Source organism: Synechococcus sp. CS-1329 (assembly GCF_025128055.1).
In the GTDB taxonomy this organism is placed as follows: Bacteria; Cyanobacteriota; Cyanobacteriia; order PCC-6307; family Cyanobiaceae; genus Regnicoccus_A.
The window spans coordinates 1-23,541 of record NZ_JAHLYS010000046.1; the positions used below are offsets into that span (position 1 = coordinate 1).

Sequence of the window (23,541 nt, forward strand, 5' to 3'; positions counted from 1 at the left end):
CCCGGCGGGAGCCACCGGGGGCTGCCAACAGGTCAAGGCGCTGGACTCAGAGCGCCGACGCTGGAATCGCAGCAGATCTGAGCCACGGCAGGGCTGTCACGGCAGTGGCGCGCTGATTATTCGTGCAACAGCCTCCTAGTGGCGAGCCCCAGCGCCTGGTGGAGCTGGAGTGGCTGGAGGCTGGATCCGAGTTTCCGGGGTTGCGCTTGAAGCTGGCTGAGATCTGGGCGGGTTGAACCCCGTCAGCCGCCGCGGCGGTCCCCCAGGGTAAAGGGAGAGAAGAAGGCGGTGATGCCGAATTCCTCGGCGAATTCCAGCACCCGGCACCAGGCCCGGTTCTCGATCACCAGACCCCGCAGGATCACCGGCGACTGGCCGCCCAGCAGGGCCATCTCGAACATCGGCTGACCGCTGGTGTCCTGCAGACCGTCGTCGCGGTAGGTGGGGGCCACATCGCTGCTGCCGATCAGAAGGCGCCGTTGGCGTGGATCCCATTCGTAGGGAATCTCATAGAGGCCGAGCAGGTCGGCGGCCAGGGCCCAGGAGGTGCCGTTGCGATCGATCTCCACCGCCAGCTCCTCGCCACGGGCCTGCATCGTGGCGGGACGGCTGAAGACGAAAGCGGGGCTGCTGGTTTCTGGGCCGGCACCCTTGGCTCGTGCCATCAGCTGCTCACGGATGCTGCGGCGCAACTGGAGAAAATCCCAGCGTTCCCCCGTGCCGCCCCAGATCACCGGATCGTAGTTGTCGTGCATCACGCGGCCATCGCGATTCGAGGCCGCTTCGGCATGGGTCATCACCCGTTGAATCGTGATGTCGTTCGCCTGCCAGCCCCAGTCGTGGCTGACGCTGGCCACCTCGCGGCACATCGCGCTGATCTGCGCCTCGGTGGGGGGCATCGACCAGGGATCCGGCCGGCCGCCCATGCAGGCGCAGCAGATCGCCACCGAATTGCTGTTGCGCCTGTAGGTGTGGCTGTAAAGGTCAATCGTGTAAGCATGCAGCCGCTGAACCCGTCCATCGCCCGCCACGATCGTGTGATAGGCCCCGGGCCGAAGCCAGTCGTAGGGGGTTGCGCTCCAGTGCAGATAGATTGTTGGGGCCATCGGTTGGCGGTGGAGGGAATGCCTTGGGGGGAAGGTAGCGGGTCTTGCTTTTCTGAATCGCTGCCATCTGATAAAATGACACCTACTTCCAGAAAATTAGGTAGCTAATTTCTGCGACCTGTGATCAGGTTGCTGTTTAATTCCGAGCGGCCCCTCCCTTTTAACTGATCTCGTGGATGAACTGGCCACCCAAGGCCACATGGTGTATACGAGCATGAATGCTCTCCAGAGAAGATGCTAAGCAAGACTAGGAATATCTTCGGCTGGCTGCTTCTGCCTAAAGAGCGCACCATCGATTTCTATTCTAGCATGTTGTAAATGAACAGAAGCAAATCGAGTAGAGTGAAAGACTGGCCAGCGGCAGCTAGCCTTCCGGCTTGGGGTTGCGGCTGGCAGGTATTATAGCTGCGTGAGAGTTTGCGCTCCATTGCTATCTCTGGTTGAGATTGAGACAGCCGTCCCTCATCGTTTTTTTTAATCGCCATTATTGTGCCTAGCGCAAGAGAAAATCCTTGAATGTCTTGTTCGTGCAATGGGGGAGCGGGTTGTCTCCAGCCGATACCCTTTTCTCACTAAATACCACGCTGCGATGCAGTTATTATTCCATTCCCCACTGTAGCCTGAAAAACTTGTTGTTGCATTTAGGAATTCGTCTTCGACCTTTTGAGGCATTCTCAGCGTCCTACAGGGCAGATGCTCTTATATCGGTAGATCTACCCCATAGGAGGTATGAGCTTGAGCATCTCATCGCTCAAAAAGTCAAACCAGATGCTCCTAAAATCTTGATCGCGATGGAGTCTTTTCACGACCGTCCCGAGCTTCTTTCATCTGATGAAATAAGTAGATGGCATCATGTATTTCATTACTCAACGATTGTGCGAAATGGTAGCAAAGTGTCAAAATATGCCCTTCCTTCAAATCTGCCATACCTCTATCGCCATGGCCCATTCTATGGCCATGCATCTCTGCGGTTAATTGGTATGATGGGGACAAATAAGCCATCTCGCCTTTCAAATATTCGAGCATGGCCGCAAGTAATCAATACTCGTTCATATCGCATTTCACTATCTGATAGTATAAAGTGGTGGGGCCTAGAAGATGGCTTGAACCTGCGTCGGCAATGGGCGACAGGGCTTGCACATTTGATTCCCAAAGACTTTCGTATATTTGGAGGGCAATGGGATGGCAGCTCATATTCACCTGCGCACAGGCTAATCAGACCTAGGCCCAATCCGTGTGCTGTAGGATTTAGCCCCTGCAATCCAATTTCGATAATCCAGGGCTTCCAATACTTCTTTGCCACAGAAAATCTGATTGGCGACTCAGGCTACGTTACTGAAAAGATCTTTAATGTAATACGCGCCAGAAGGGTGCCTATCTATAAGCCTGCAAATGATGATAAACGCCTTGCCTCTTTGTCGGCCAGGGTAGGCCGCTTCTTTGTTGACCTTCGCGAGTTTAACAGTGCAAAAGCGCTAGTCGCCTATTTAAAGAGCGTGAAAATAGGAGAATATCAGGAAATGGTTGCGTCTGGGCACCTATTCCTGAAATCTGAATTTGCCAAGGAGCACTCTTCGCGCCACTATGCTGAGGTTTTGAGTAAGCGTATATCTCTCGTCTTAAGACAGAAAACTGTCTGATGCGGATTCTCTTGATTGCCGATCCTCAAATTCCCGTACCACCCACCCACTACGGAGGTGCGGAGCGGATCGTCCATCTGTACTGTCAGGAATTTGCCCGGCTAGGCCATCAGGTGCACCTGATGGCCGCCCAGGGGTCGCAGGCTTATGGCGGTCGGCTGCACATCCATCGTGCACCAAGTCTCCGGTATGTGAGTAGATCTCGGCGCAAGATCCAGTTCCAGCTTCAGAGCCTCTGGGCTGCACGGAATGTGGATGTGGTGTTCAACCTCGGCCGCTTCGACTATCTGGAAGCACTCCTTCGAGTTCATAAGCCACTCCTGCATAATTTCCCGAACCCGATTGATCAGGGCCAAATTGACTTTGCCGAGGCCCGCGTAGGCGGACCTTTCGCTTTTCATCTGATCAGTGAGAATCAGAGACGACACGCAGTAATCCATCGTCCGGTGCATGTGATCCCCAATCCTGTGGATGCCGAGGCCTTTCTGCCGGGAGATGGCGCTGAGGGTTACCTGGCTTTTCTCGGTCGGCTCACTCGCAACAAGGGAGTGGATACAGCGATCGAAGTTGCTCGGCGATCGGGGCGGCGCCTAGTGATCGCGGGGAACGTGTCCAACGAGCAGGGAGGGCCTGAGTTCTTCCGCGAGCAGGTGCAACCCCATCTCGATGGCGATCGCATTCGCTGGATCGGTCCGGTGAACGACCAGCAGAAGCAGGAACTCCTATCCGGCGCCGCTGCCCTTCTCTTTCCGATCCGCTGGGAGGAACCCTTCGGCAACGTGATGGTGGAAGCCCTTGCATGCGGCGCACCCGTGATTGCCACCCGCCGAGCCTCCACTCCTGAGGTGATCGAGCACGGCCGGACAGGTTTTCTTTGCGACAGTTCTGAGCGCACCATCGATGAATTTGTCGATGCCGTGGCCCAGGTACCGCAATTGAACCGCGAACATTGCCGTGAGGCTGTGATGCAGCGATTTGATGTACGCGTGATTGCCCCGCGCGTTCTGCACGTGTTGCACGAGCTGTCCCAGGGAGGGACTGGCCCATGATCCGTCTTCGTCGTTGTCTGGCGGAACGCCTCTTGGATGTGCTGGCCAATGTACCCATTCAGCGAGGCAAGTATCGCCTCGCCCAACTGGGTGCGTTGTTTCTGGATGGGGTTCCCATTCGCTCTCGCTATGGTCCTCTCCTTCACACTCGCTTCGCGGACAGCACCTTCTGGCTTGCCGCCCGCTACGGCAACGATGAAGTGATGGCCCTTCTTGCCGACCTCTCCAGCGCCGATGGGTTCATCGATGTGGGCGCCAACATTGGCCTCACATCCTGTTTTGCCCAACCCCGGTGTTTAGCTGTGCTCAGTCTGGAGGCCAGCAGCCGCGAGTTTGCCGATTTGCAGCGTAACTGTGCTTTGCTCACTGCTCCCCCCCCCCCGTCAGTTCTGCTGGCGGCGGCCGCGGACACCTCCGGGTTTCTGCCGTTTCGTATCGGCCACATCTCCCATTCCGGCGGCAACTCGCTCGGGCCTGGGTATTCATGTGCAGAAGAGCAGCTGATGGTTCAGGCCATACGGCTCGATGATCTTCTCAATGCCGGCGCACTGTCCGAGTGGCCGGCCATGCATCTGGCTTGGAATCACCATCGGTTAGTGGTGAAGATTGACGTGGAAGGCTTCGAAGCGGCTGTTTTGAGAGGCATGTGCGTGCTGCTCAGGGAGCGCCGATGTCGCAAGGTGATCGTGGAAATCAATGACCAGCGTGCAGCAGGCCTTGGGATGGCGTGCGATATCGATGCCTACATGGAATCTTTTGGCTACTTCCCCAGTGTTGATCCTGGTGGTAGGTGCCACTTTGATCAGTGTTACGTCCCTCAGCACTGAGGATTTTGACCTGCCAGCGCTGTGATCTGCTGATCGTCCTCACCTCCCTGGCTGCCGAGGGCTGCCCGCAGCTGGTCCTGCAGCTCACGCGGCACTGGAATCGGCAGGGAGTTGTGGTGCACCTGGTGGTGCTCAGTCGTGAGCCGCTCGACCTGCTGGCGGAGTTTGAAGCGCTGGGGGTGCCCATCCATTGGTTCGATCTCAGCCATGGCCTGGGCCGCTACCCGCGGTTGGCCTGGCTCACCTTTCGGCTCTGTCGACTGCAGAGGCCACGAGCCGTGCTCAGCTTCCCACTTGGCTGGCATTCCTTGATCGCCATCGGCGCCCGAGCTGCAGGCGTGCGGCGCGTCTGCGCCCATGTCGGTAATCTGCCGCCGGTGTGGACTGGATCGGCTTTTGCCAAGTTCAAGTTGCTGGTGCAGCTGGGCCGCCCGTTCACGCACCGGCTTCTGTGCTGCTCTGAGTATGTGCGCACGGCCACCGTGCGTGATTTCTCGCTGAGTCGGCGGGAAACGCGCGCAATCTTCAACGCCTGCGATCTGAAGGCCTTCAGCGGCATCAGCCGCCCTGAGACATTCCATGACCCACCACGCCTTGCCATGGTGGCGCGTCTTGAACTGCACAAGGACCAGCCCACCCTGATCCGCGCCTCCGCTGTCCTGCGCGATCGGGGGGTGGCGGTGGAGGTGAAGCTGGTGGGAGACGGCAGCCAACGTGAGCAGCTCGAGGAGCTGATCGCCGAGCTGGATTTGGCCGATCGGGTGCATCTGCTGGGCATGCGCCGCGATGTTCCCGAGCTGCTGGGCCAGATCGATCTGTTCGTCTTCGCCGCACGGCCCGATGAGGGCTTCGGCATCGCCCTGGCCGAGGCCATGGCCGCCGGTGTGCCGATCGTGGCCACCGATGTGGGCGCCTGCCGTGAGGTGCTCCAGGGCGGCCGTCTCGGTCGTCTGGGGGCACCTGGCGATCCGCTGGCACTGGCCGCCGGCATTCTGGAGGTGCTCGCGGAGCCCGAGGCTGCGGCTGAGCGAGCCATACTGGCGCGTCAGCGAGCGCTCCGGGATTTCACTGTGGAATCCATGGCCATGGCCTATGGACGTGAGCTGGGCATGATGGCCACTGGCTGAGTCCTTGCTATCTCATTGTTTTGTTCCTGAATGACAGTCACTTCTGATGAGTTCTCCCTTGCCAGCCTCGCCCTGCGTGACCAGACATCTCTGGAGGAATTCCGTCGCTATCTGATTGATCACTGATCGAGTGCCTATTTCCGCAGTTATCTCGAGGGAGGTCTGCAGCACTGGACACGGGGCAGTGAATATCGCTGGCTGCTGGATGGCGCTGGCGATGTGACTGCCACGGCCTATCTGCTGGGGACTCTGGGCTGCAGAGTCACCGGAACTGATTTGAACGATTCCGCCTCGGCTGAGGGTGACCTGCCGCCTGAGGCGCTGGGCGAGCAGCGTGCGCCGTTTCGTGCGTCGAGATGCGCCACCCTTGGACTTCACGGTGTGGTGCGGTTCGTTTCTCCGTCGCTGATGGCCGCCATGCTCCTTGAGTTCCTCTGATGCGTGTGTTGCATGTGCTCAGCGGTCTGCACGCCGCCGGCATCGAGTCCCTGGCCTTGAAGCTGATCGCCCATGGTCCGAAGGGGGTTCACAGCGAGCTGCTCAATGCCGACAGCAGCCAGCAGCAATTGTCGCCGGCCTTCGAGGCCCTGCGGGCCAGCGGTCAGCTCCGGGCCCTGCATCAGTGGAGTCGCTGCGATGGACTGCAGCTGGCCTGGCGCAGCTTCCGCCTCTGCCGCCGCCGCCGGCCCGATGCGTTGCTCCTCTACCCCTGCAACCGGCCAATGCTCTGGCTGGCGCTGGGGGCACTCCTGGCGGGGGTGCGGCGGATGGCAGTGGCGGTGCAGAACGCTGCCCCTGCCGATGCCCCCGGTCGGCATCTGTGGCGGAGACTCCTCCTCTGGTTCCAGCGCCTGGGGGTGCTGGCGGTGCCCTGCAGCGAGGCTGTGGCGGCCTCACTGCAGCCCCTGCCGCGGGGCCTGAGCCTGGGCCCTGTGATCGCCAACGGCTGTGACACAGCAACCATCGCTTCCAGGTCTGCGGCCGCCCGTGCGCAGCGGCCACCTGGAGATCCCCGCCGGGTGCTGATGGTGGCGCGTCTGGATGCGATCAAAGATCAGGCCACCCTCCTGAGGGCCTTTGCCGCCGCCCGCCCGCCTGGTTGGCAGCTGCAATTGGCAGGCGAGGGACCGGATCGCCCACGGCTGGAGGCCCTGACCCGCGAGCTGGGGCTGGATCCGGCCGATGTCTTTCTCGGGCGCCGCAGTGACATCCCCGAGCTGCTCGGCCAGGCGGATCTGTTCGCCTTTTCCACCACCCGCGCTGAGGGCTTTGGCATTGTGCTGATCGAAGCGATGGCTGCGGGCCTGCCGGTGATTGCCAGCGATGTGCCCGCCTGCCGGGAGGTGTTGCAGCATGGAGCTGGCGGCGAATTGCTGCCGGCGGCTGATGTGGCGACGTGGAGCCAGTGCCTGCAGCAGCTGCTGGCCTCATCGCCTGAGCGCCAAGATCTTGCGCAGCGGGCCCTGCTGCTGGCACCGCAGTACGACATCCGCCACTGCGCAGATCGCTGGTACCAATTGTTGGCGACCTGATGCCTAGGCCAGGCGCGCCTAGCCGTCAACTCCTCTGCTGCGGCGATCCCACCGAGCTGGCCACCTGGAGCAGCACCCCTTTTTTCCTGCTGCAGGCTGGTCAGCGCAGCGGACTGCTGACCGGTGGCCTGGCCCTGCAGCCGGAGCATCTCCGCGGCCAGCGGCGGCTCTGGAACCTGGCCCAGCTGCTGCGCCATGGCCGGCCGGGTGGCTTTCAGTACAGCCATGAATTCACGCGAGCATTGCTCGCCCAGGCGCAGCTGCCTGTGGATCATCCCCTGGGGCTGCTCAGCCACTTCCCGCTGCTGCCACCCCATCCCTGGCCCCGGCTCTGGCGCGTCGACTTCTACATCGACGCCACCACCCATCAGGTGTTCAACGACTACGGCTTTGGCTGCCGCCTCGCGCCCGCTTACCGCCAGGAGGTGCTGGAACGTGAACGACGTGCGTATGCCGCTGCCGGGGCCGTGATCTGCATGGCCCAGTGGGCCGCCGATTCAGTGATCGGCGACTACGGCATCCATCCGGCCAAGGTGCATGTGGTTCCTGGTGGGGCCAACCTTGATGAGACCGAGCTGGCGGCCCTCCCCGTGTTACCGCCACCGCCGCCCCCCACGGTGGATCAGCCCCTGCGCCTGGGCTTTCTCGGCAAAGACTGGGTACGCAAGGGCGGTCCCTTTCTGCTGCAGCTGGCGGTGGAGCTCCAGCGAAGAGGCATCCCAGCCGTGATCCGCGTCATAGGACCCGTTCCGGCTTCCCTGCCAGCCCATCCAGCCCTGCAGCCCCTGGGCTTCATCAACAAGCAGAGCGACACGGCCCGCTTCGTTCACGAGCTGCGCAGCTGGCATTTCGGCGCACTCTTTTCCACAGCTGAGGCCTTCGGCATTTCCAACCGGGAATGCTTGCGCTTGGGAGTGCCGGTGCTGGCCCATGCCGTGGGTGGCATCGCCTCCACCCTGCCCGATGCCGGCTGCGGCCTCCTGTTCGCCGCCCATCCCAGCCCCGTTGACGTGGCGAACTGGATTGCGGAACGACTCACCCCCTACGAGAGCTACCTGGCCTGGCGCTCGGCCCTGCCACCCCGCTGGCGGGAGTTCACCTGGGACGCAGCTGTGGAGCGGTTGGCCGCAATCCTGGGCTGATCAAGCCGCCATCCATTCTTCAGGCGTGATCAGCTGCAGCCCTGCGAATGCCTGCCGACACAGCCTGGGGGCGCGCGGCCAGAAAGGCAACGTCCCGTGGAATCGGGCAGTAGGCGAAGACGTGCCAGCACAAGTGCTCAGAGCCCCAGGATTCCCATTGCGGATCTGCCTGCGGGCTGTTGTTTGGCCTCTTGTTCCCGCTTAGCCTGAAGGCCTTGGCCACGGTGTGTGATGTCTGTTGCGCCACCCGCCCCGGCAGCCAGCGGTTCCCTGGCTCCCCTGCAGTTGCCCTGGGATCTGCAGCTGACGCCTGAGCAGTTTGAGCAGGTGTGTCAGGCCAATCCCGATGCTGTGCTCGAACTGGCCGCCGATGGCCACCTGATTGCCATGACGCCAACCGGGGGAGAGACGGGCCAGCGCAATCAGACGCTCGGTGCTCTGCTCTGGCTGGCTGTGCGCCAGAGCGGCCTACCCCTGAAGCTGTTCGACAGCTCCACCGGATTCCGCCTGCCCGATGGCTCCGTCCTCAGCCCCGATGCTGCCCTGGTACGGCTGGAGAGCTGGCAGGCGCTCACCCTCGATCAACGCCGCGGATTTCCGCCCCTCTGCCCGGATCTGGTGGTGGAACTGGCCAGCCCCAGTGACGAGGGGCCGCGCGGCGTGTGCGCCCTGCGCCAGAAGATGGAGCTCTTCCGCCGCAACGGCGCCCGGCTGGGCTGGCTGCTCTTTCCTGCTGTGCAGGCCGTGGAGATCTGGCACGGGGATTGCGGCACACCTCCCGAGCGCCTGCAACCCGCCGATCAGCTCGACGCGAGCGAGTTGTTTCCTGGCCTTCGCGTTGAGCTGTCCGAGGTGTGGCAGGGCTGATCTGCTGCTGAAGGGATTCAGTACTGCCACGCCGGTGGGGTGGAAGTGGCGCACCCAGCGGGCCAGGCTGCTGGAGGGAAGGCCAATGCGCTGAGCGACGGTGTTGCAGGAAAGGCTCTCCTGCAGGCAGAGCTCCAGGGCCGCGGCCTTCTGCTGCGCCGTAAACCGGCCTCCTGCCATCACTCTGATCCAGCTCGAGTGCTCCCTGCTGCCCTTCAACAGCGGCGCCCCCTTGATCGGCGAGGTGATCGACCAGCTGCGTGATTGAGGCTTTTTGGTGGCAGCCATCGAACCGATCATGTGTACGGCCATGCGCAACAGCCGCTTCGGTTATTCCGACGGCGCTTTCATCCCCAAGGCTGATTTGCTTTTTGTGGCCGAGCGCCTCTGCCGCCTTGATCGATTTCGCAACTGCCTCGCACTGGGAGCTCCCGCAACGCCATGACCGCTCTGTCAATCGCCCTGATCTCCCCGCTCAACCAGACAACGCCGCCCGCCACCTACGGCGGCGTGGAGCGTGTGGTGGCGATCCATGCCGCAGAGCTTGCCCGCCTCGGCCATCGTGTGGTGGTATTTGCCGCCGCCGGCTCAGCCCAGCCTGGGGTGCGCAGCGTGGCCTTCGGCCCCGTGGGCATCTGGCCGGGCCCCAGCCAGCTGTTGCGGCTCGGCCTTGCCCGCCTGCGCCACGCAGGGTTCCAGATCGTGCACTCCTTCGCCCGCAGCATCACCCTGTTGCCCTGGCTGCCGTTCAGCAGCGCTCGCCTGGTGCAGACCTACGCCTGCCCGCTCAGCGCCGCCACCATCCGCGGCCTCGATCGCCTCCTGCCCGGACGGATCAGCTACACCGTGCCCTCCCACTGGATGGAGAGGGCCTTTCCCCCCACCTATTCGCCCCTGGCGATGGTGCCCAACAGCCTGCCCCAGGAGCTCTACCAGCCCCGCTTCAGCCTGGCCGCCGACGCGCCTCTCGCCTTCCTCGGCCGCTTTGACCCCTCCAAGGGGTTGCATGAGGCGATTGCCGTGGCGGTGGCGGCCGGCCGGCCGATCGACATCGGCGGTGCCGCCTTCGATGCCCCCTCCCACGCCTACGCCGCCGAGCTCCAACGCCGCTGGCAGGGGCATCCGCTCGTGCGCTTTCTCGGACCGCTCGACGATCAAGGCAAGCAGGATCTGCTGGCCCGCGCCGCCGCCCTGCTGTTCCCGATCGGCTGGGAGGAGCCCTTCGGCCTGGTGATGATCGAAGCGATGGCCTGTGGCACCCCCGTGCTCGCCTACGCCCGTGGCGCCGTGCCTGAGATCGTGCAGAGCGGCCGCAATGGTTTCGTGGTGGCCGACCAGGCCGCCATGACCGAGGCGGTGGCGCGCCTCGGCGAGATCGATCGCCGCGCGGTGTGGCGCAGCTTCCAGGAGCGCTACGCCGCACCCGCGGTCACAGCGGCTTACATGTCGCACTATCGCCGGGTGTTCAGGCTGGCTCAGCAGGAATCCGCCAGCCGATGACAACCCCCAGCCGCCGTCGCCGCTATGCCGTGCTCCAGGCTGGCGCTCGCATGCACTACGCCGTGCCGGCACTGCTAGCTCGCGCCGGTGCCTTGGCGGCCTTCTACACAGACCTGCACAGCAGCCATAGGCCCATTCAGGCGCTTGATGCTTTCTGGCCAAGGGCTCTCCAGCCCAAGGCCTTGAAGCGCCTGATCGGACGTCGGCTGCCAGCTGAGCTGCCCCGGCGGCTGGTGCGCGATCAGCCCCTGGCCAGCCTCAGCTGGGCACGCGGAGATCGTGGCGAGACCCTAGTGCTGGAGCGCGCCTGCAACGAGCGCTTCGGCGGCGCCAATGCCCTCTACACCAACTTCATCAACAACGACATCGAGGCCGTTCGCCAGGCCAAGGATCAAGGCCTGTATCTGGTTCACGAGCTGATCATCGGTGCCGATGTGGGCCGCATCCTGCTGGAGGAGCGGCGGAACTATCCCGGCATCGAGCCGGCAGGAGAGCCCGAGCAGGTGGTGGAAGCCGGCATTGAGCGCGACCGCAGGAAGTGGGCGCTCAGTGATCAGGTGCTGGTGCCGTCGGCGTATTGCCGCGAGAGCTCCATCACTCTGGGCTGTGATCCCTCCAAAATCAGCGTTGTGCCCTACGGCATTCCTGAACATTGGTTTGATCTGCAACCGGAACCTGAACCTGGCCGCATCCTGTTTGTGGGTCAGGTGGGGCTGCGCAAGGGCAATCACTATCTGGCGGAAGCCTGCCGCTTGTTCGAACAGCGTGGGCTGCCCTTCGAATGCCGTGTCGCCGGCCCAGCCCAGGTGGATGTGACCCATCCCCTCTTCGTCGGCCCCACCTACCTGGGTCAGGTGCCCCGAAGCCAGGTGCAGGAGGAATTTCGCCGCGCCGATATGTTCGTGCTTCCCACCCTGGCCGACAGCTTTGGCCTGGTCCACCTCGAAGCGATGGCCTGTGGTGTGCCGGTGATCACCACACCCCACTGCGGCTCGGTGGTGCGAGATGGCGTGGATGGTTTCATTGTGCCAATCCGGGATGCAGGATCTCTGGCTGATCGCTTGCAGCAGCTCCTGGAGGATCGAGCCCTGCGCAGGCAGATGGGAGCGGCAGCACGGGAGCGTGCCCGGGAGTTCAGCTGGGGGAGTTATAGCGAGCGGCTGCTGGCAGCTCTGGATGTGCCGTGACATCAGCAGATCCGCTGCTGGTGGTGCTGCACCGCATCGGCCCATACCACCACGCTCGCCTGGTGGCTGCCGCGCGGATCGTGCCGCTGCAGGTGCTGGAAACCCGGTCCCGGTCGCTTGAATATCCCTGGGCGTTCGATCCCGGCAACGCCTACCCGATCCACCGGCTCCAGGGTCACGGCCATCCCGAGGAGGACCCCCCGCTGGCGGTTCTCGACCAGCAGTTCAGGCAGCTTCTGGACGCTTTGCAGCCCCGGGCGGTGGTGAGCATAGGCTGGGCCGACCGCGCCTATCAACGGCTGCTGGTTTCCTGCCACCTGCGCCGGATTCCGCTGGTGATTGTGAGCGACAGCCGCGTCAATGATGAGCCCCGCTCAGCGCCCAAAGAGTGGATCAAGCGTCAGCTGGTGAGGGGATACTCCGCGGCCCTGGTGGCCGGGAGTGAAAGCCAGGCCTACCTCGAGGGCCTTGGCTTCCCTGCCGAGGCGATTTTTCGTCCCTGGGATGTGGTCGACAATGCCGTCTTCCAGGCCGTGGCCGGCTCCGCCCGCTCGCCTTCAGGGGTTCCACCCCACTTTCTCTGCGTCAGCCGCTTTGTGCACAAGAAGAACCACACCGGCCTGCTGGCCGCCTATGGCCGCTACCAGGCTGCAGGGGGTCGCTGGGGCCTGCGCCTGATCGGTGCGGGACCGCTGGAGGCTCAGATCCGCTCAGCCACACAAAGCCTTCCTGATCCCACCCAGGTGCGTTGCGATCCGTTCCTTCAGCTGGAGCCCCTGGCCAGGGCCTACGGCGAGGCTGGAGCCTTCGTACTGGCCAGCTACAGCGATCAGTGGGGCCTGGTGGTGAACGAGGCCATGGCGGCAGGCCTGCCTGTGCTGGTGAGCCGTGCCTGCGGCTGTGCTGCCGACCTGATCGAGCACGGGGTGAGCGGCTGGACGTTCGATCCGGCCGATCCCGCGGCGCTCGCTGCTCTGATGAACACGGCCGAGCGTCAGACGCCCGCCCGGCGCGAGACGATGACCTCCGCCGCCCGTGACCGGCTTTCCGCATTCAGTCCGGGCCGTTTTGCCGTTGGCTTGCATCAGGCGTTGGAATGGGCCAGCGCTCATCCACGTTTCAGCCGCCGAGCTGCCCTGATGGCCGATCTCCTCTCCCGCCGCGAGCCCCTGCCATGAACGATCCCTCCCAACTCACTGTGCTGGAGGGCTTCCTGGTGGGTGGATTGATCAGTCTGATGGGTTGGGAGGCTTTCAGGGCCTGGAGCAGCCGCCATTGGGTCGCCTTGTTCCGTCCCACGCTAATCGTGGCAGCGATCCTGATTTATTACTGCCTCTTGGGCCCACTCTGGGGACTCTCCCAAGGCGTATGGGGCGATCGGGGCATCAATCTGCGGGAGGCCATGGTCTGGGGCTGGGGTGGTGCTTTCGTGTTCTATCTCTCGGTTCTGATTGGCTTCTATGAGCTTCCTGCCCCCGCGTTCCGCAGCCGGATAATTCCAGTGATCGACCCGGAACGTCTCTACCGGCTTGGTCAAGGTCTGTGCTGGTTGGGGTTGGTTATGTTCACGCTCGTCAGCGGTATTAAGGTGCTGGCTCTCCTCAACCCCCTGGCCGCACGGCAGCTGATTGAGGGCGGCTTGGATGATCGTGGTGTTGATGTGGGCGCCCTGGCCAACTACTTTGTCTATGCTGTAAACTTTCTGATTCCAGGAACAACCCTGATCTGGGTCAGCTGGCTCATCAGCCGTCGTCACAGCACAGGCCTGTTGCTTTGGACCCTTGCCGCAGTTGGGATCTACACGTCCCTGGGCTTTCGCTATCGCCTTGTGCTGATAGCGGTACCGTTTCTCCTGCTCTGGTACATCGTTAGGCAGCGGCGGCCGCGCCTGGTCACCATCTCTGTGGCGGCGGCTTTGTTAATCGTTGTGTCCGGGGTGATTGGCTTGACCCGGCAGTATAGCCGTGGCCTCGATTTATCTAGTCTAGACGACATCACCGCCGATGAGGTTATTGAGGCCGGTCTTCATGAGAGCAGTGTTTTCTTGACCACAAGTGGAGTAATGCAAGTCACTCCTGGTCGCTATCCCCATGTGGGGGCAAAACCATTTATCGCGGCCCTGCTTTTCCCAATCCCAAGAATCCTTTACCCCGAGAAGGCTTCGGCTGATTATCTTGTTAATGCAACCGCAGTTGTTTACGGTGGGAAGGTTCGTGCGTCAGGGTCTGCCATCCTCAATTATGGAGAATATTTCTTGATAGCAGGCTGGCCTTCATTGGTGGCCATGAGTCTGCTGTTTGGTTGGTTGCTGCGCTGCCTCTGGAATTGGTTTCTTGTGCGTTATCAAGAGCCCTTTGCTCAGGTGGTCTACGTGCTCACTGCCAGCTATCTCTACGTGGTTGTCAGCCGCGGATATCTGCCCCAGGTGTTGATGCTCTTTGTCTTCTCTGTAGCTCCCTTGTTTTGGCTCTATGGCCGTTTGGCGCGGCCAATCGCTTCTGTACCACCAGCCGGATCTTCCCCTCAGCCAGCTTCAGCGTCTGGGCCAGGCCGTCCGTAGGTGGAAGTTGTTCACCTGTCGCATTCAGCATCCGAAGCCGATGGCGGCATTGCTTCAGCAGTTGGCCCGTTGGTTGCTGCCCAGCGATTGGTGCCACTTCCGGTGCAATGGCTTTTGGCGGATCATCATTCAGCCTGGCGCCGTGACCATGATTTGATCAAAGCCACCCGAGCAGTTACCCCTTCCCTCGCCCACATCCACGGCCTCTGGCGCTCCCCCACCAGGATCACCACCTCCCTCGTGCGTGGCTGCCGCGGTTCCAGGGGCCTGCCCGTGGTGATCGCTCCCCACGGCATGCTGGATCCTGGGGCATTGCGCTATTCCCGCTGGAAGAAGCGTCTGGTTTGGCGCTTATGGGAGCACCAGGCGCTGGTGGTGGCGTCCTGCCTGCAGGCCCTTGGTCAGGCGGAGTTGGTGGCGATTCGATCGCTGGGCCTCGCCGGTCCCGTGGCCTTGATATCCAATGGGGTGGGGCTTCCCGATCTCGAGCGGCCACAGCTCCCACCCCCCTGGATGCAAATGGTGCCGGAAGGCGAGCGGGTCCTGTTGTTCCTCGGACGCTTCCATGCCAAGAAGGGTCTCGTTCCGTTGCTTGAGGCCTGGCACTCCCTCGCGGCGGAGGCCAGGCGGCAGGGCTGGTGGCTTGTGGTGGTGGGCTTCGGCGATCAGGGGCAGTTGGCGGCCTGCCTGGCACGCGAGCCGATTGAGCGCTGCCTGGTGCTGGGGCCTTGCTTTGGTGCCGAGAAGGAGGCCTGTCTTGCTTCGGCTTCGGCCTTCGTGCTGCCCAGCTTCAGTGAGGGTTTGCCGATGGCAGCCCTTGAAGCGATGAGCTGGGCCCTGCCCTGCCTGCTGAGCCCAGCCTGCAATCTGCCTGACTCCATCTCGGCTGGTGCGGCCTGGTCTGTGCAACCCCAGCCGGCCGATCTCGCCGCCCGCATCCAGGATTTGATGGCCCTTCCCGACACCGAAGCTGCGGCTATGGGACGCAAGGGCCGTGCCCTGGTGGCAGAGAAGTTCAGTTGGAGCACGATCGCCCACCAGTGCGCTGAGCTCTATGGCTGGATCCTGGGCGGTGGCACCCCACCGGCCTTCGTGGATCTGGGCAAGGCCCGCTCCTGATGACGGCACCGCTTCAGGACCTGGCGCACTACCGCCTTCCGGCTCACTGGAGCCCCGGCGCACCCCGCGGGCAGCAGGTGCTCTGGCTTCTGGCGGGCCAGCCGCTGCTGGGCTCGTTTCTGCCCGGCACGCCTTGGCGCAAAGCCCTGTTGCGGCTGTTTGGTGCCCGGCTAGGCAGTGGCGGGCGGTTCAAGCCGCACCTGCGGGTGAAGTTCCCCTGGCGGCTGCAGATGGGCGACCACTGCTGGCTTGGGGAGGAGGTCTGGATCGACAACCTCGCCCCGGTGCGGCTGGGGGATCGGGTCTGCCTGTCTCAGGGGGTGTACCTCTGCACTGGCAACCACGACTTCCGCTCCCCACAGTTCAGCCTGCGGGTGCAGCCGATCCAGATCGACGCCGATGCCTGGATCGCCGCACGGGCGGTGCTGGCCCCTGGTACCCACGTGGGCGCCGGCGCGGTGGTCGCGTTGGCGGCGGCTGTCAAGGGAACCGTGGCCCCGGGGGCGGTCGTGGCGGGCAACCCTGCTCGGCTGGTGGGCCACAGGTGAAGCAGGGGCCGTTCTGGTCGTTGCTGGGAATCGCCGCTGGAGCGTTGCTGCTCTGGTGGTGCTGGCCCACCCTGGCGCCACGGCTGCGGCCGCGATCGGGTTCCCTCGCCGTGGTGGTGCTCGCCGAGGATCCCCGCCGCACGGAGGCGGCGCTGGAAATCTGGCCACGGATCCCCGCGGCCTGGCTGGTGCCCCACGCTGGCCCCAGCCTGCAGCGGGCCGTACAGGCCCAGCTGCAGGCCCGCCCGCTCCCTCCGTCGTTGCGCGAGCGGGTGAAGCCGCTCACCTGCGGCCTCGACACCCTCGGCCAGCTCACCTGCCTGGCTGAGGCCCTGCGCCGCTGGCGCCGCTCAGCCAATGGCCCTGCCATCGGTTCGGTGCTCCTGGTGACGGGTGAGGAACACCTGCCTCGGGCCATGGCCATCGCCCGTCTCGTGCTGGGGGCCGAGGGGTTGCCTGTGACAGGCTGGCCAGCCAGGACCAAGGCTGCCCCCGAGGATCCCCTGCGAACCCAACGCGACCGTCTGCGCGCCCAGCTCTGGCGCGCCACCGGCTGGGACGGCCATCCTCCTTTTCTGGGGCGAGCGCCTTGAGGATCCTGCTGATCGTTCCCACTCTCGAGTCGTTCCAGCTGCTCCCCCGCCTGGTGAAGTCGCTGCAGGGGCAGACCAGCAGCGACTGGCGCGTACTGTTCATCGACGGCCCCAGTGGGGCTGAGCACCGCGCCTGGCTTGATCGGCTCTGCGCCGCTGATTCCCGCTTCACCTGGATCCCTCAGGACCCCAACGAGCCTGGCATTTTCGGGGCCATGAACCAGGGTTTCGCGGCGGCTGGCTCCGAAGACTGGCTGCTGTTCTGGGGCAGTGACGACTGGGCGGCCGCTCCCGATGTCTTCGAGCGGATTGGTCAGGCCGTTGGCGCGGATCAGCCCCATCTGATCGTTTGCCGAGGTCGGTACGTCTCGTTGGTTGCCGACCCTGCATGCCAGCCCCGCCTGGCCCGCGCCACCGCCTTCCTCTGGTTCGGCAGCTACCGCCGTTCCCTTGTCCTGGGTTCCACGCCGCCACACCAGGCCACCCTGATCGGCCCGGGCGCCCGCGTCCGCCTTGCCCGCTACGCCCCCGGCTTCCAGCTCTCGGCCGACCTCGACTATTTCCTGCAGCTCTCACTCATCAAGGACCTGCGGATCACCCGCCTCGACCTGGAGCTCGTACAGATGGCTGCCGGCGGGGTGAGCGGCCTGCGCCATCGCCGCCGCCTGCAGGAGGTGCGGCGCGCCTATCGCCGGGCGTTCGGCTGGCGCTGGCCGCTGCCCTTTCTGCTGCGCTACCTGCAGCGGGGATGGAGTCTGCTGGAGCCTCGCTCTCCGGTTGGGGGGTGAACGGCCTCGCTTATGGATGGACTAACATGTTGACCAACCAACCGGCAAAGGGCTGCCTTGGGTGATGCGAACCGTGAATGTGCATGAGGCCAAAACCCACTTCTCCCGCCTGATCGATGCGGCGCATGCGGGCGAGACGATCTTGGTGGCCAAAGGCGGGCGGCCCTGGGCCAGGCTCGTTCCACTGGAGGAGCCCCAGACAAGGCGGCAACCCGGCGTGCTGCGCGGACGCCTGCAACTGCCACCGCCGGAGGTGTTGATGGCGCCGCTCCCTGAGGACGAGTTGCAGGCGATCGAGGCCTCCTCGCTTCTCTGATGGAGTTGCTGCTCGACACCCACGCCCTGCTTTGGTGGCTGGCGGAACCGGAGCGCCTGTCTGCAGGGGTGCTGGAGGCTCTTGGTGATCCAGCTCAGCAGGTGTTTGTGAGCTCGGCGTCGGCCTGGGAGATCGCCACCAAGCATCGCCTGGGTCGGTTGCCATCCGCCGAACCCCTGATGCAGGAGGGATGGAACCTGCTGCAGGCTCAGGGATTCATCTCTCTTCCAGTGAGCTGGCGCCATGGCTTGCGGGCCGGCAGGTACGCCCAAGCCCACCGTGATCCCTTCGATCGCCTGCTCGCCGCTCAGGCGGAACTCGACGGCCTCACCCTGGTCACCCTCGATCCCGCCCTGGCGGCTTTTCCCTGCCGCAGGCTGTGGTGAGCCTGCCGCCCACCCTGGTGCTCTTCGGCGCCAACAGCCTCTGCGGCGACGACCTCATCGGACAGCTCCCCGAGAGCACCGCCTGGCAGTGCCTGGGGCGGCGGCTGCCGCCGGGTGTAGCCGCAGAGCGTTGGAGGCACTGCGATCTTAGCGACCTGTCGGATGTGGCACTGCAGGCTGTGGCCGCCGTCCTTCCCCCTGGCCCCCAGATTTGGATCTGCTTTGCTCACCTCTGGTTGCTGGCGCCGTTCCTGGAGGCGCTGATGGCGGTGCAGCCCAAAGCCCTGGAGGGCTTGCGCGGCGTGGTGGCTTGTTCCTCGTCGAGCGTGATCACCAAGCGCTACGCGGCCAACGGCTTCGATCGCGACCTGGTGCTGCTCTTGGCCACTAGCCAGGAGCAGCTGCTGGCCGACTGCCGGCAGCTGGGGGTGCCGGCCCGCATCCTGGCGCCCACCCTGATCCATGGGCGTACGGCCCACCACCACGACCACAACGTGGAAACGCTGCGCCTCTGGCTACGCCGCCTGCCCCTGCTACCCCTTCCCGCCCACACCGGCCTCCGCCAGCCGATCGCCGCCGCTGATCTGGCCGCCGTCGCCCTGGATCAAGCGCAACGACTCACCGCTCCAGACGCAGTGTCCGCCCTGTTGCCCCTTGGTGGCGACGAGGAGTTGAGCTATCGCCAGCTTTTGCAGCGTCTGCAGCGCGGTGATCCCCGCGCCGCCCGCTGCCTCCTGCTGAACCTGCCCACCCGCCTCTTCCAGGTCATGGCCTCTCCCCTGCTGCTCCTCTCCCCGAAGACCTTTGAGGCCCTGCAGCGGGTCAGCGCCGATCTGGCCGGCTTCCCATCGGTGGCGGAGCTGCTGGATCGCCCGCGTCGACCGTTCGCTCCCGCGATCCCTACCGAGCGACGTCGATAAGTCGATGATGGCGCCTGTTCTGATGGCTCTGGTCACAGTGGCCCTGTCGGCCCTGCTCAGCGCGGGGCTTCTTGGGTTGTTGCTGCCGTTACTCCAGCGACGTCTGCCCGATCACCCCAACGCCCGCAGTGCCCATGGCCAGACCACGCCACGCGGGGGGGGGGTGGCCTTCGTGCTGGTCGGGGTGCTCTGGGGCTTGCCAATCACCCCTCTTCTCTGCACGCCGCTGGCCCTGGTGGGCTTGCTCGACGATCGCTACGACCTGCCATCGGGCCTGCGTTATCTGGCCCAGTTGCTCACGGCCACGGCGTTGCTGGCGGCTGCTGCCCTGCCCGTCATCTCAGGAGACTGGCTGGGTGTGCTTGCCGGCCTGGTGATCGTGGTGTCGATCACGGCCACCATCAACTTCGTGAATTTCATGGATGGCCTTGATGGCTTGGTAGCCAGCTGTCTGGCCGTGTTTTTCACGGTGGCAGCCCTGAGCCTGGGGGCCGCCTGGCTCTGGCCGCTGGTGGGAGCCTTGCTCGGTTTTCTGGCCTGGAACTGGAATCCGGCCCGGGTGTTCATGGGGGATGTGGGCAGCACCTTCCTCGGCGCTGTGATGGCGAGCGTGGTGCTGCAGGAGACGAACTGGAGCAAAGCCCTGGGTCTGCTGCTGGTGGCCACGCCGCTGCTGGGCGATGCCGTGATCTGCGTCATGCGGCGGTGGAGGGCCGGCCATTCGCTGTTTCAAGCCCATCGCCTGCATCTCTATCAACGCCTTCATAGGGCTGGAATGAGTCCGCGACGGATTGCAGTTGGATACGCGAGCGCTACGGCTCTTCTTGGGGTGGTTTTTCTTGTGGGTGGGACCATGACCGTAATGATTCTGGCGGTTTTGATTGCGTCACTCGGCATTTATCTTGATCAGGCCAAGGCTGTTCACTTTCTGGAAAGCTGAATTGACAGAGAGCAGCTCAAGGTGGCCTTGAAGAATCTCAAAAATCACTTCCTATTTTAAGACGCCAGATGTGAGGCGAAGCAAATCGATAAGCTGTTTGGCATCCAGCAGGGGCGCTCTTGATGATGGTGTCAATCGTCAGCAATCTCTGTCATGCTGCTGAGGAGATGGCAACCGACCATGTGATGGGTCCGCTGCTGGCCCATCGGATTCAGTGACATTTACTACGTGAAAACTGAATTGAGGCCTAAAGGCCTGTGCTTTCCTAACCACATGAGTCGCCCTAAGGCGTACTTATGCAACGCGTTGCATTCAAGTTCATGAACTGGTTCCGATGCATTCGCTTGAGACTGTCGCAGATTCCGGACCACCCCCGCACTGAGATCGCCTGCTTGGGGCACGAAAACTGGTGCTGGAACTCATCCAGTCTGAGCTGGTCTGAGCTGAGGACCTTCAGTCAAACCTGTGCCTACGGCAAGCTGAGGGTTAGCCCTGAAACCAGTTCTTAAGCGCTTTCTTCCAGCGCTTTCGGTTCCCCTTGTTGGGCAGGATAGTTGCTACTCCCGTTGTCTCTAATGCCTCGGCATCGCTATTTAAGTTATAGTAATCGTAAGCCGTACCTGGATCGAGGGCCGAGTCTCCATCGGTCGAGCTGCCGTAGCCATACCTGCCATAGCCGTAGATACTGTTCTTGTCGCCGGTATCTCTGCGGGCATTGGTCACAATCCCTAGCAAAGGAGCACCACTGGAGCGGATCCGAGCAACGGTCTGTTGGGGCAGTTGCCTGTCCACCTTGTTCAGGGACACAATCAGCAGAATACCGTCAAGGTTTTCTGCCACCAGGGAGGCATCGGCCAGGCCCAGAGCAGGCGGGGTGTCGTAAAGGATCAGGTCGTAGGCGCCTGAAGCGGCGATGTCCTCCACCAGCTGCTTCATACGTGCGCAGCCGAGCAGGCGCGGCGGGTCGGGCACACGATTGCCAGAGGTGAGCACCTGCCAACTGGGGTGGTTGGGCACAGTTTGCAACAATGAACGCCAGTCGGGCTCCTCCTCGGTGAGCAGGTTCGAGAGCCCTCTCAGGTTGTTCATGCCGAGGCGGTAGTGCACCTGTGGCTTGCGCAGGTCGGCATCCACCAGCAGCACACGCTTGCCCAGTTCACTCAGGGTTTTGGCCAGCAGGACGATGAGGAAACTCTTGCCCTCTGAGGGTACTGAGCTGGTCACGGCCACCGATTTCAACGGACGGTCGCTGTTCAGGAAGCGCAGGCTGGTGTAAAGATTGCGGAACGCCTCTTGGTAGGTGAAGCGCTGGTAGCCGCCCATGCCAGTCTGTTGGTTATCAAGATCCTTCAGAGGGAAGGCCTTGTCGATCGGCAACTCATCAAAAAGAGACAAGTAGGGAATGCTGCCCAGCAGGGGCAGCTTCAGCTCCTCACGCACTTCACCGGGAGTATGGAACACATGATCAAGGCGGTCCCTCACTAATGCCACGCCACCTCCGGCCACCACACCCAGTAGCAAGCCCTGCAGCAGTCCTCGGCCCAAGCGGGGCTCTATAGGACTTGGATTAACTTCTGCCGGGCTGATCACCTTCCAAGGCACGTTGTTCTGGGCGATCTCCAGTTGGAACTGGTCGCGGGTGCTCTGGAAGCTGGCCAGGTTGCCCTGTGCGACCTCCAGTTTCCCCTGCAGGTCTTCGAACTGGCGCAATAGGCCTGGCTGGCTTCGGAAACGCTCTTCGGTGCTGCTGATCTGGGAGCGCAGGGCCGCGATCGAGCCGTCGAGCTGCTGCAGCGTGGCATCCACCGCTTCCAGTTCCTTGCGCTGCAGCGCCGGCTTGAGCTGGTCACGGGCGCTGAGCAGGTTGCGCAGGTAGGGCGAATCAGTGGTGTAGATCGAGCGGGCCTCCGCGATCTCCCCCTCCAGCCGGTTGAGCTCGGTGAGCAGCGGCTGGTTGGGCACATCGAGGGTCACGCTCGTGCCGGAGCCTGCAGATTCGCCTTTGCCCCTATCGCCAGCAGTGCTGGTGAATGTGCGGGCTGTGAGCCGGCCAGCCGCCACATCGGCACGCACCTGCTGCAACCGGCTGCGCTCGGCCAGCTGGTTCTCCAGAGAGCTGCTCAGCACTTCTGCCTGGCTGCGCACTGCTGCGGCCTCCGTTTGAGGAGACAACACATTGTTGCGGGTGCGGAACCGCTCGAGTTGACCCTGGAGCTCAGTGCTGCGGGCTTGCAGTTCAGGGGCTTGCTCATCGAGGAATTTCACGCCTTCGGTGAGCTTGACGCGGCGCTGCTGCAGGGCCCACTTTAGGTAGGCTTCTTCAGTGAGCTTCAGGGTTTCGCTCACTAATTCCGGGCTGCTGCCTGTAGCCTGAACAGCGATCACTCCAGAGGCTAGGGTTGTCTGGGTGGGATCAGCAGTCACTAAACTCACAGTGACGTCCGGACTCCTTAGCTCGGGATAGCGCCGCTGCAGGGCGGTGAATACCGGAGCAAGTACCGAGCGGCTCTCCAGCACACGGATCAATGTGGGCACGTCGTTGCTGATCACATTGCGAGCTACCGAGGAGATTGCGCTGGCACCAGCTTCAGCACTGGCCCCACCGCTTTCGTTGATCGGATCCGAGATCAGCAGGCTGAAGCCTCCCTGGAACACAGGGCTGGTGATGCGCCGGTACACCGTCCACAGCCCAGCCGCCAGGGTCACGGCCATCGTGGTAGCCAAGAAAATGCGCCGTCTACGCTGCAAGATCCGCACTAGAATCTTTAGCCCCCTTTCGCTCTCTTCCACGGGCAGTGCCGCTGGTGAGAGGGCGTAGGCCGTGGGAGCTGGCATGTCCTGTGTGTTGGAGTTCATGATTGCCGAACTTTGTTCTGAGTGTATGGGAATCGCCCCGCCTCGCCAGTGGGCGGGAGTCAGTGGCCTAGCCGTTAGGCCACAATGAGGTCTTAGTAGGTTTAGTTAGCATTCTTTCGCGGACTTACTTGCCCCGGAGGCCTGTATCAGGGAAAGCACCGCAAGATCTTCCTGGCTAGGTAAGGTCGTGCAGTTTTAGTCTCGCCCAACTATATTAATATGTGGCAATCCACGCTTCGAACTTTGCCGACTATAGACTCTCCACATCTTCTTTGCAAAACACTTTAGGTGGTTTGCCATGATCCCAGTCCGCTCGTTCGCCCTGGTCCGCCGCTTCGTTCTGATGGCTGTGGATGGGCTGCTGATCGCCTTCAGTTTTTGGCTCGCCTTCGCCGTGCGCTTAGGAGTTTGCTGAAAAACCCCGCTTCCTCTGCGAGAATGAGTCAACTGCCCCAGGTTTGATGCGAGGTCAGCAGGAGCGCAGCGGCTCCTTGTTCTCCTACGTCTCGATCGAGGAGCGGATCCCGGCCAGCCATCC

The 23,541-nt window shown here is 63.0% G+C and carries 23 protein-coding genes and 1 pseudogene; 21 read left to right on the forward strand and 3 right to left on the reverse strand.

The features are described from left to right. Positions 1–242: 242 nt before the first annotated feature. Positions 243–1,106, reverse strand: a complete 864-nt coding sequence (locus KQ304_RS12585) for an N-acetylmuramoyl-L-alanine amidase (RefSeq protein ID WP_259737412.1) — start codon at positions 1,104–1,106, stop codon at positions 243–245. Positions 1,107–1,651: 545 nt separating this feature from the next. On the opposite strand from KQ304_RS12585, the gene KQ304_RS12590 reads away from it, so the two are divergent. The 7 genes from KQ304_RS12590 (at position 1,652) to KQ304_RS12620 (ending at position 9,290) form a co-directional block, all read left to right on the forward strand. Then, complete coding sequence (locus KQ304_RS12590) at positions 1,652–2,746, forward strand: glycosyltransferase family 10 domain-containing protein (protein ID WP_259737413.1); 1,095 nt, start codon at positions 1,652–1,654, stop codon at positions 2,744–2,746. Beyond that, a complete protein-coding gene (locus KQ304_RS12595; protein WP_259737414.1) occupies positions 2,746–3,795 on the forward strand; it encodes a glycosyltransferase family 4 protein in 1,050 nt (349 codons plus the stop codon). The genes KQ304_RS12590 and KQ304_RS12595 overlap by 1 nt, the downstream gene beginning before the upstream one ends. Positions 3,796–3,833: 38 nt before the next feature. Beyond that, on the forward strand, positions 3,834–4,622 hold the full coding sequence (locus tag KQ304_RS12600) for an FkbM family methyltransferase (RefSeq protein WP_259737434.1): 789 nt from the start codon (positions 3,834–3,836) through the stop codon (positions 4,620–4,622). A 5-nt stretch (positions 4,623–4,627) separates the two neighbouring features. After that, positions 4,628–5,749, forward strand: coding sequence for a glycosyltransferase (locus tag KQ304_RS12605; protein WP_259737415.1), 1,122 nt, complete (start codon positions 4,628–4,630; stop codon positions 5,747–5,749). A gap of 437 nt (positions 5,750–6,186) precedes the next feature. Next, positions 6,187–7,281: a glycosyltransferase gene (locus KQ304_RS12610; RefSeq protein ID WP_259737416.1), complete on the forward strand. Its 1,095-nt coding sequence runs from the start codon at positions 6,187–6,189 to the stop codon at positions 7,279–7,281. Then, positions 7,281–8,423 (forward strand): glycosyltransferase family 4 protein, encoded by a 1,143-nt coding sequence (locus KQ304_RS12615; protein ID WP_259737417.1) that lies wholly within the window; start codon positions 7,281–7,283, stop codon positions 8,421–8,423. Before KQ304_RS12610 ends, KQ304_RS12615 begins: the two co-directional genes overlap by 1 nt. Before the next feature lie 231 nt (positions 8,424–8,654). Continuing rightward, a complete protein-coding gene (locus KQ304_RS12620; RefSeq protein WP_259737418.1) occupies positions 8,655–9,290 on the forward strand; it encodes a Uma2 family endonuclease in 636 nt (211 codons plus the stop codon). Between the two features lie 12 nt (positions 9,291–9,302). On the opposite strand, the pseudogene KQ304_RS12625 reads toward KQ304_RS12620, so the two are convergent. After that, positions 9,303–9,470 (reverse strand): annotated as a pseudogene (locus KQ304_RS12625) (transposase); the annotation flags it as partial. Here KQ304_RS12625 and KQ304_RS12630 point away from each other — a divergent pair. From KQ304_RS12630 to KQ304_RS12695, 14 genes are all read left to right on the forward strand, one after another. Beyond that, positions 9,391–9,558 (forward strand): hypothetical protein, encoded by a 168-nt coding sequence (locus tag KQ304_RS12630; RefSeq protein WP_259737419.1) that lies wholly within the window; start codon positions 9,391–9,393, stop codon positions 9,556–9,558. The pseudogene KQ304_RS12625 and the gene KQ304_RS12630 sit on opposite strands and share 80 nt — an antisense overlap. A 9-nt stretch (positions 9,559–9,567) precedes the next feature. After that, positions 9,568–9,735, forward strand: coding sequence for a hypothetical protein (locus KQ304_RS12635; RefSeq protein WP_259737420.1), 168 nt, complete (start codon positions 9,568–9,570; stop codon positions 9,733–9,735). Beyond that, complete coding sequence (locus tag KQ304_RS12640; protein WP_259737421.1) at positions 9,732–10,790, forward strand: glycosyltransferase; 1,059 nt, start codon at positions 9,732–9,734, stop codon at positions 10,788–10,790. The genes KQ304_RS12635 and KQ304_RS12640 overlap by 4 nt, the downstream gene beginning before the upstream one ends. Then, positions 10,787–11,977, forward strand: coding sequence for a glycosyltransferase family 4 protein (locus KQ304_RS12645; protein ID WP_259737422.1), 1,191 nt, complete (start codon positions 10,787–10,789; stop codon positions 11,975–11,977). The genes KQ304_RS12640 and KQ304_RS12645 overlap by 4 nt, the downstream gene beginning before the upstream one ends. After that, positions 11,974–13,155, forward strand: coding sequence for a glycosyltransferase family 4 protein (locus tag KQ304_RS12650; protein ID WP_259737423.1), 1,182 nt, complete (start codon positions 11,974–11,976; stop codon positions 13,153–13,155). The genes KQ304_RS12645 and KQ304_RS12650 overlap by 4 nt, the downstream gene beginning before the upstream one ends. After that, on the forward strand, positions 13,152–14,537 hold the full coding sequence (locus tag KQ304_RS12655; protein ID WP_259737424.1) for a hypothetical protein: 1,386 nt from the start codon (positions 13,152–13,154) through the stop codon (positions 14,535–14,537). Before KQ304_RS12650 ends, KQ304_RS12655 begins: the two co-directional genes overlap by 4 nt. Positions 14,538–14,690: 153 nt before the next feature. Then, a complete protein-coding gene (locus tag KQ304_RS12660; protein ID WP_259737425.1) occupies positions 14,691–15,656 on the forward strand; it encodes a glycosyltransferase in 966 nt (321 codons plus the stop codon). Then, entirely contained in the window at positions 15,656–16,204 is a 549-nt protein-coding gene (locus tag KQ304_RS12665; RefSeq protein WP_259737426.1) for a putative colanic acid biosynthesis acetyltransferase, read from the forward strand. Before KQ304_RS12660 ends, KQ304_RS12665 begins: the two co-directional genes overlap by 1 nt. Next, on the forward strand, positions 16,201–16,797 hold the full coding sequence (locus KQ304_RS12670) for a hypothetical protein (protein WP_259737427.1): 597 nt from the start codon (positions 16,201–16,203) through the stop codon (positions 16,795–16,797). The genes KQ304_RS12665 and KQ304_RS12670 overlap by 4 nt, the downstream gene beginning before the upstream one ends. Further along, positions 16,794–17,585, forward strand: a complete 792-nt coding sequence (locus tag KQ304_RS12675; RefSeq protein ID WP_259737428.1) for a glycosyltransferase — start codon at positions 16,794–16,796, stop codon at positions 17,583–17,585. Before KQ304_RS12670 ends, KQ304_RS12675 begins: the two co-directional genes overlap by 4 nt. Positions 17,586–17,649: 64 nt before the next feature. After that, entirely contained in the window at positions 17,650–17,901 is a 252-nt protein-coding gene (locus KQ304_RS12680; RefSeq protein ID WP_259737429.1) for a type II toxin-antitoxin system Phd/YefM family antitoxin, read from the forward strand. Then, entirely contained in the window at positions 17,901–18,287 is a 387-nt protein-coding gene (locus KQ304_RS12685) for a type II toxin-antitoxin system VapC family toxin (RefSeq protein WP_259737430.1), read from the forward strand. Before KQ304_RS12680 ends, KQ304_RS12685 begins: the two co-directional genes overlap by 1 nt. Continuing rightward, complete coding sequence (locus tag KQ304_RS12690; protein WP_259737431.1) at positions 18,284–19,207, forward strand: hypothetical protein; 924 nt, start codon at positions 18,284–18,286, stop codon at positions 19,205–19,207. Before KQ304_RS12685 ends, KQ304_RS12690 begins: the two co-directional genes overlap by 4 nt. 22 nt (positions 19,208–19,229) lie before the next feature. Continuing rightward, positions 19,230–20,147 (forward strand): glycosyl transferase, encoded by a 918-nt coding sequence (locus tag KQ304_RS12695; protein ID WP_259737432.1) that lies wholly within the window; start codon positions 19,230–19,232, stop codon positions 20,145–20,147. Between the two features lie 486 nt (positions 20,148–20,633). Here KQ304_RS12695 and KQ304_RS12700 read toward each other — a convergent pair whose 3' ends face one another. Continuing rightward, positions 20,634–22,937: a polysaccharide biosynthesis tyrosine autokinase gene (locus KQ304_RS12700; RefSeq protein ID WP_259737433.1), complete on the reverse strand. Its 2,304-nt coding sequence runs from the start codon at positions 22,935–22,937 to the stop codon at positions 20,634–20,636. Positions 22,938–23,541 lie beyond the last annotated feature (604 nt).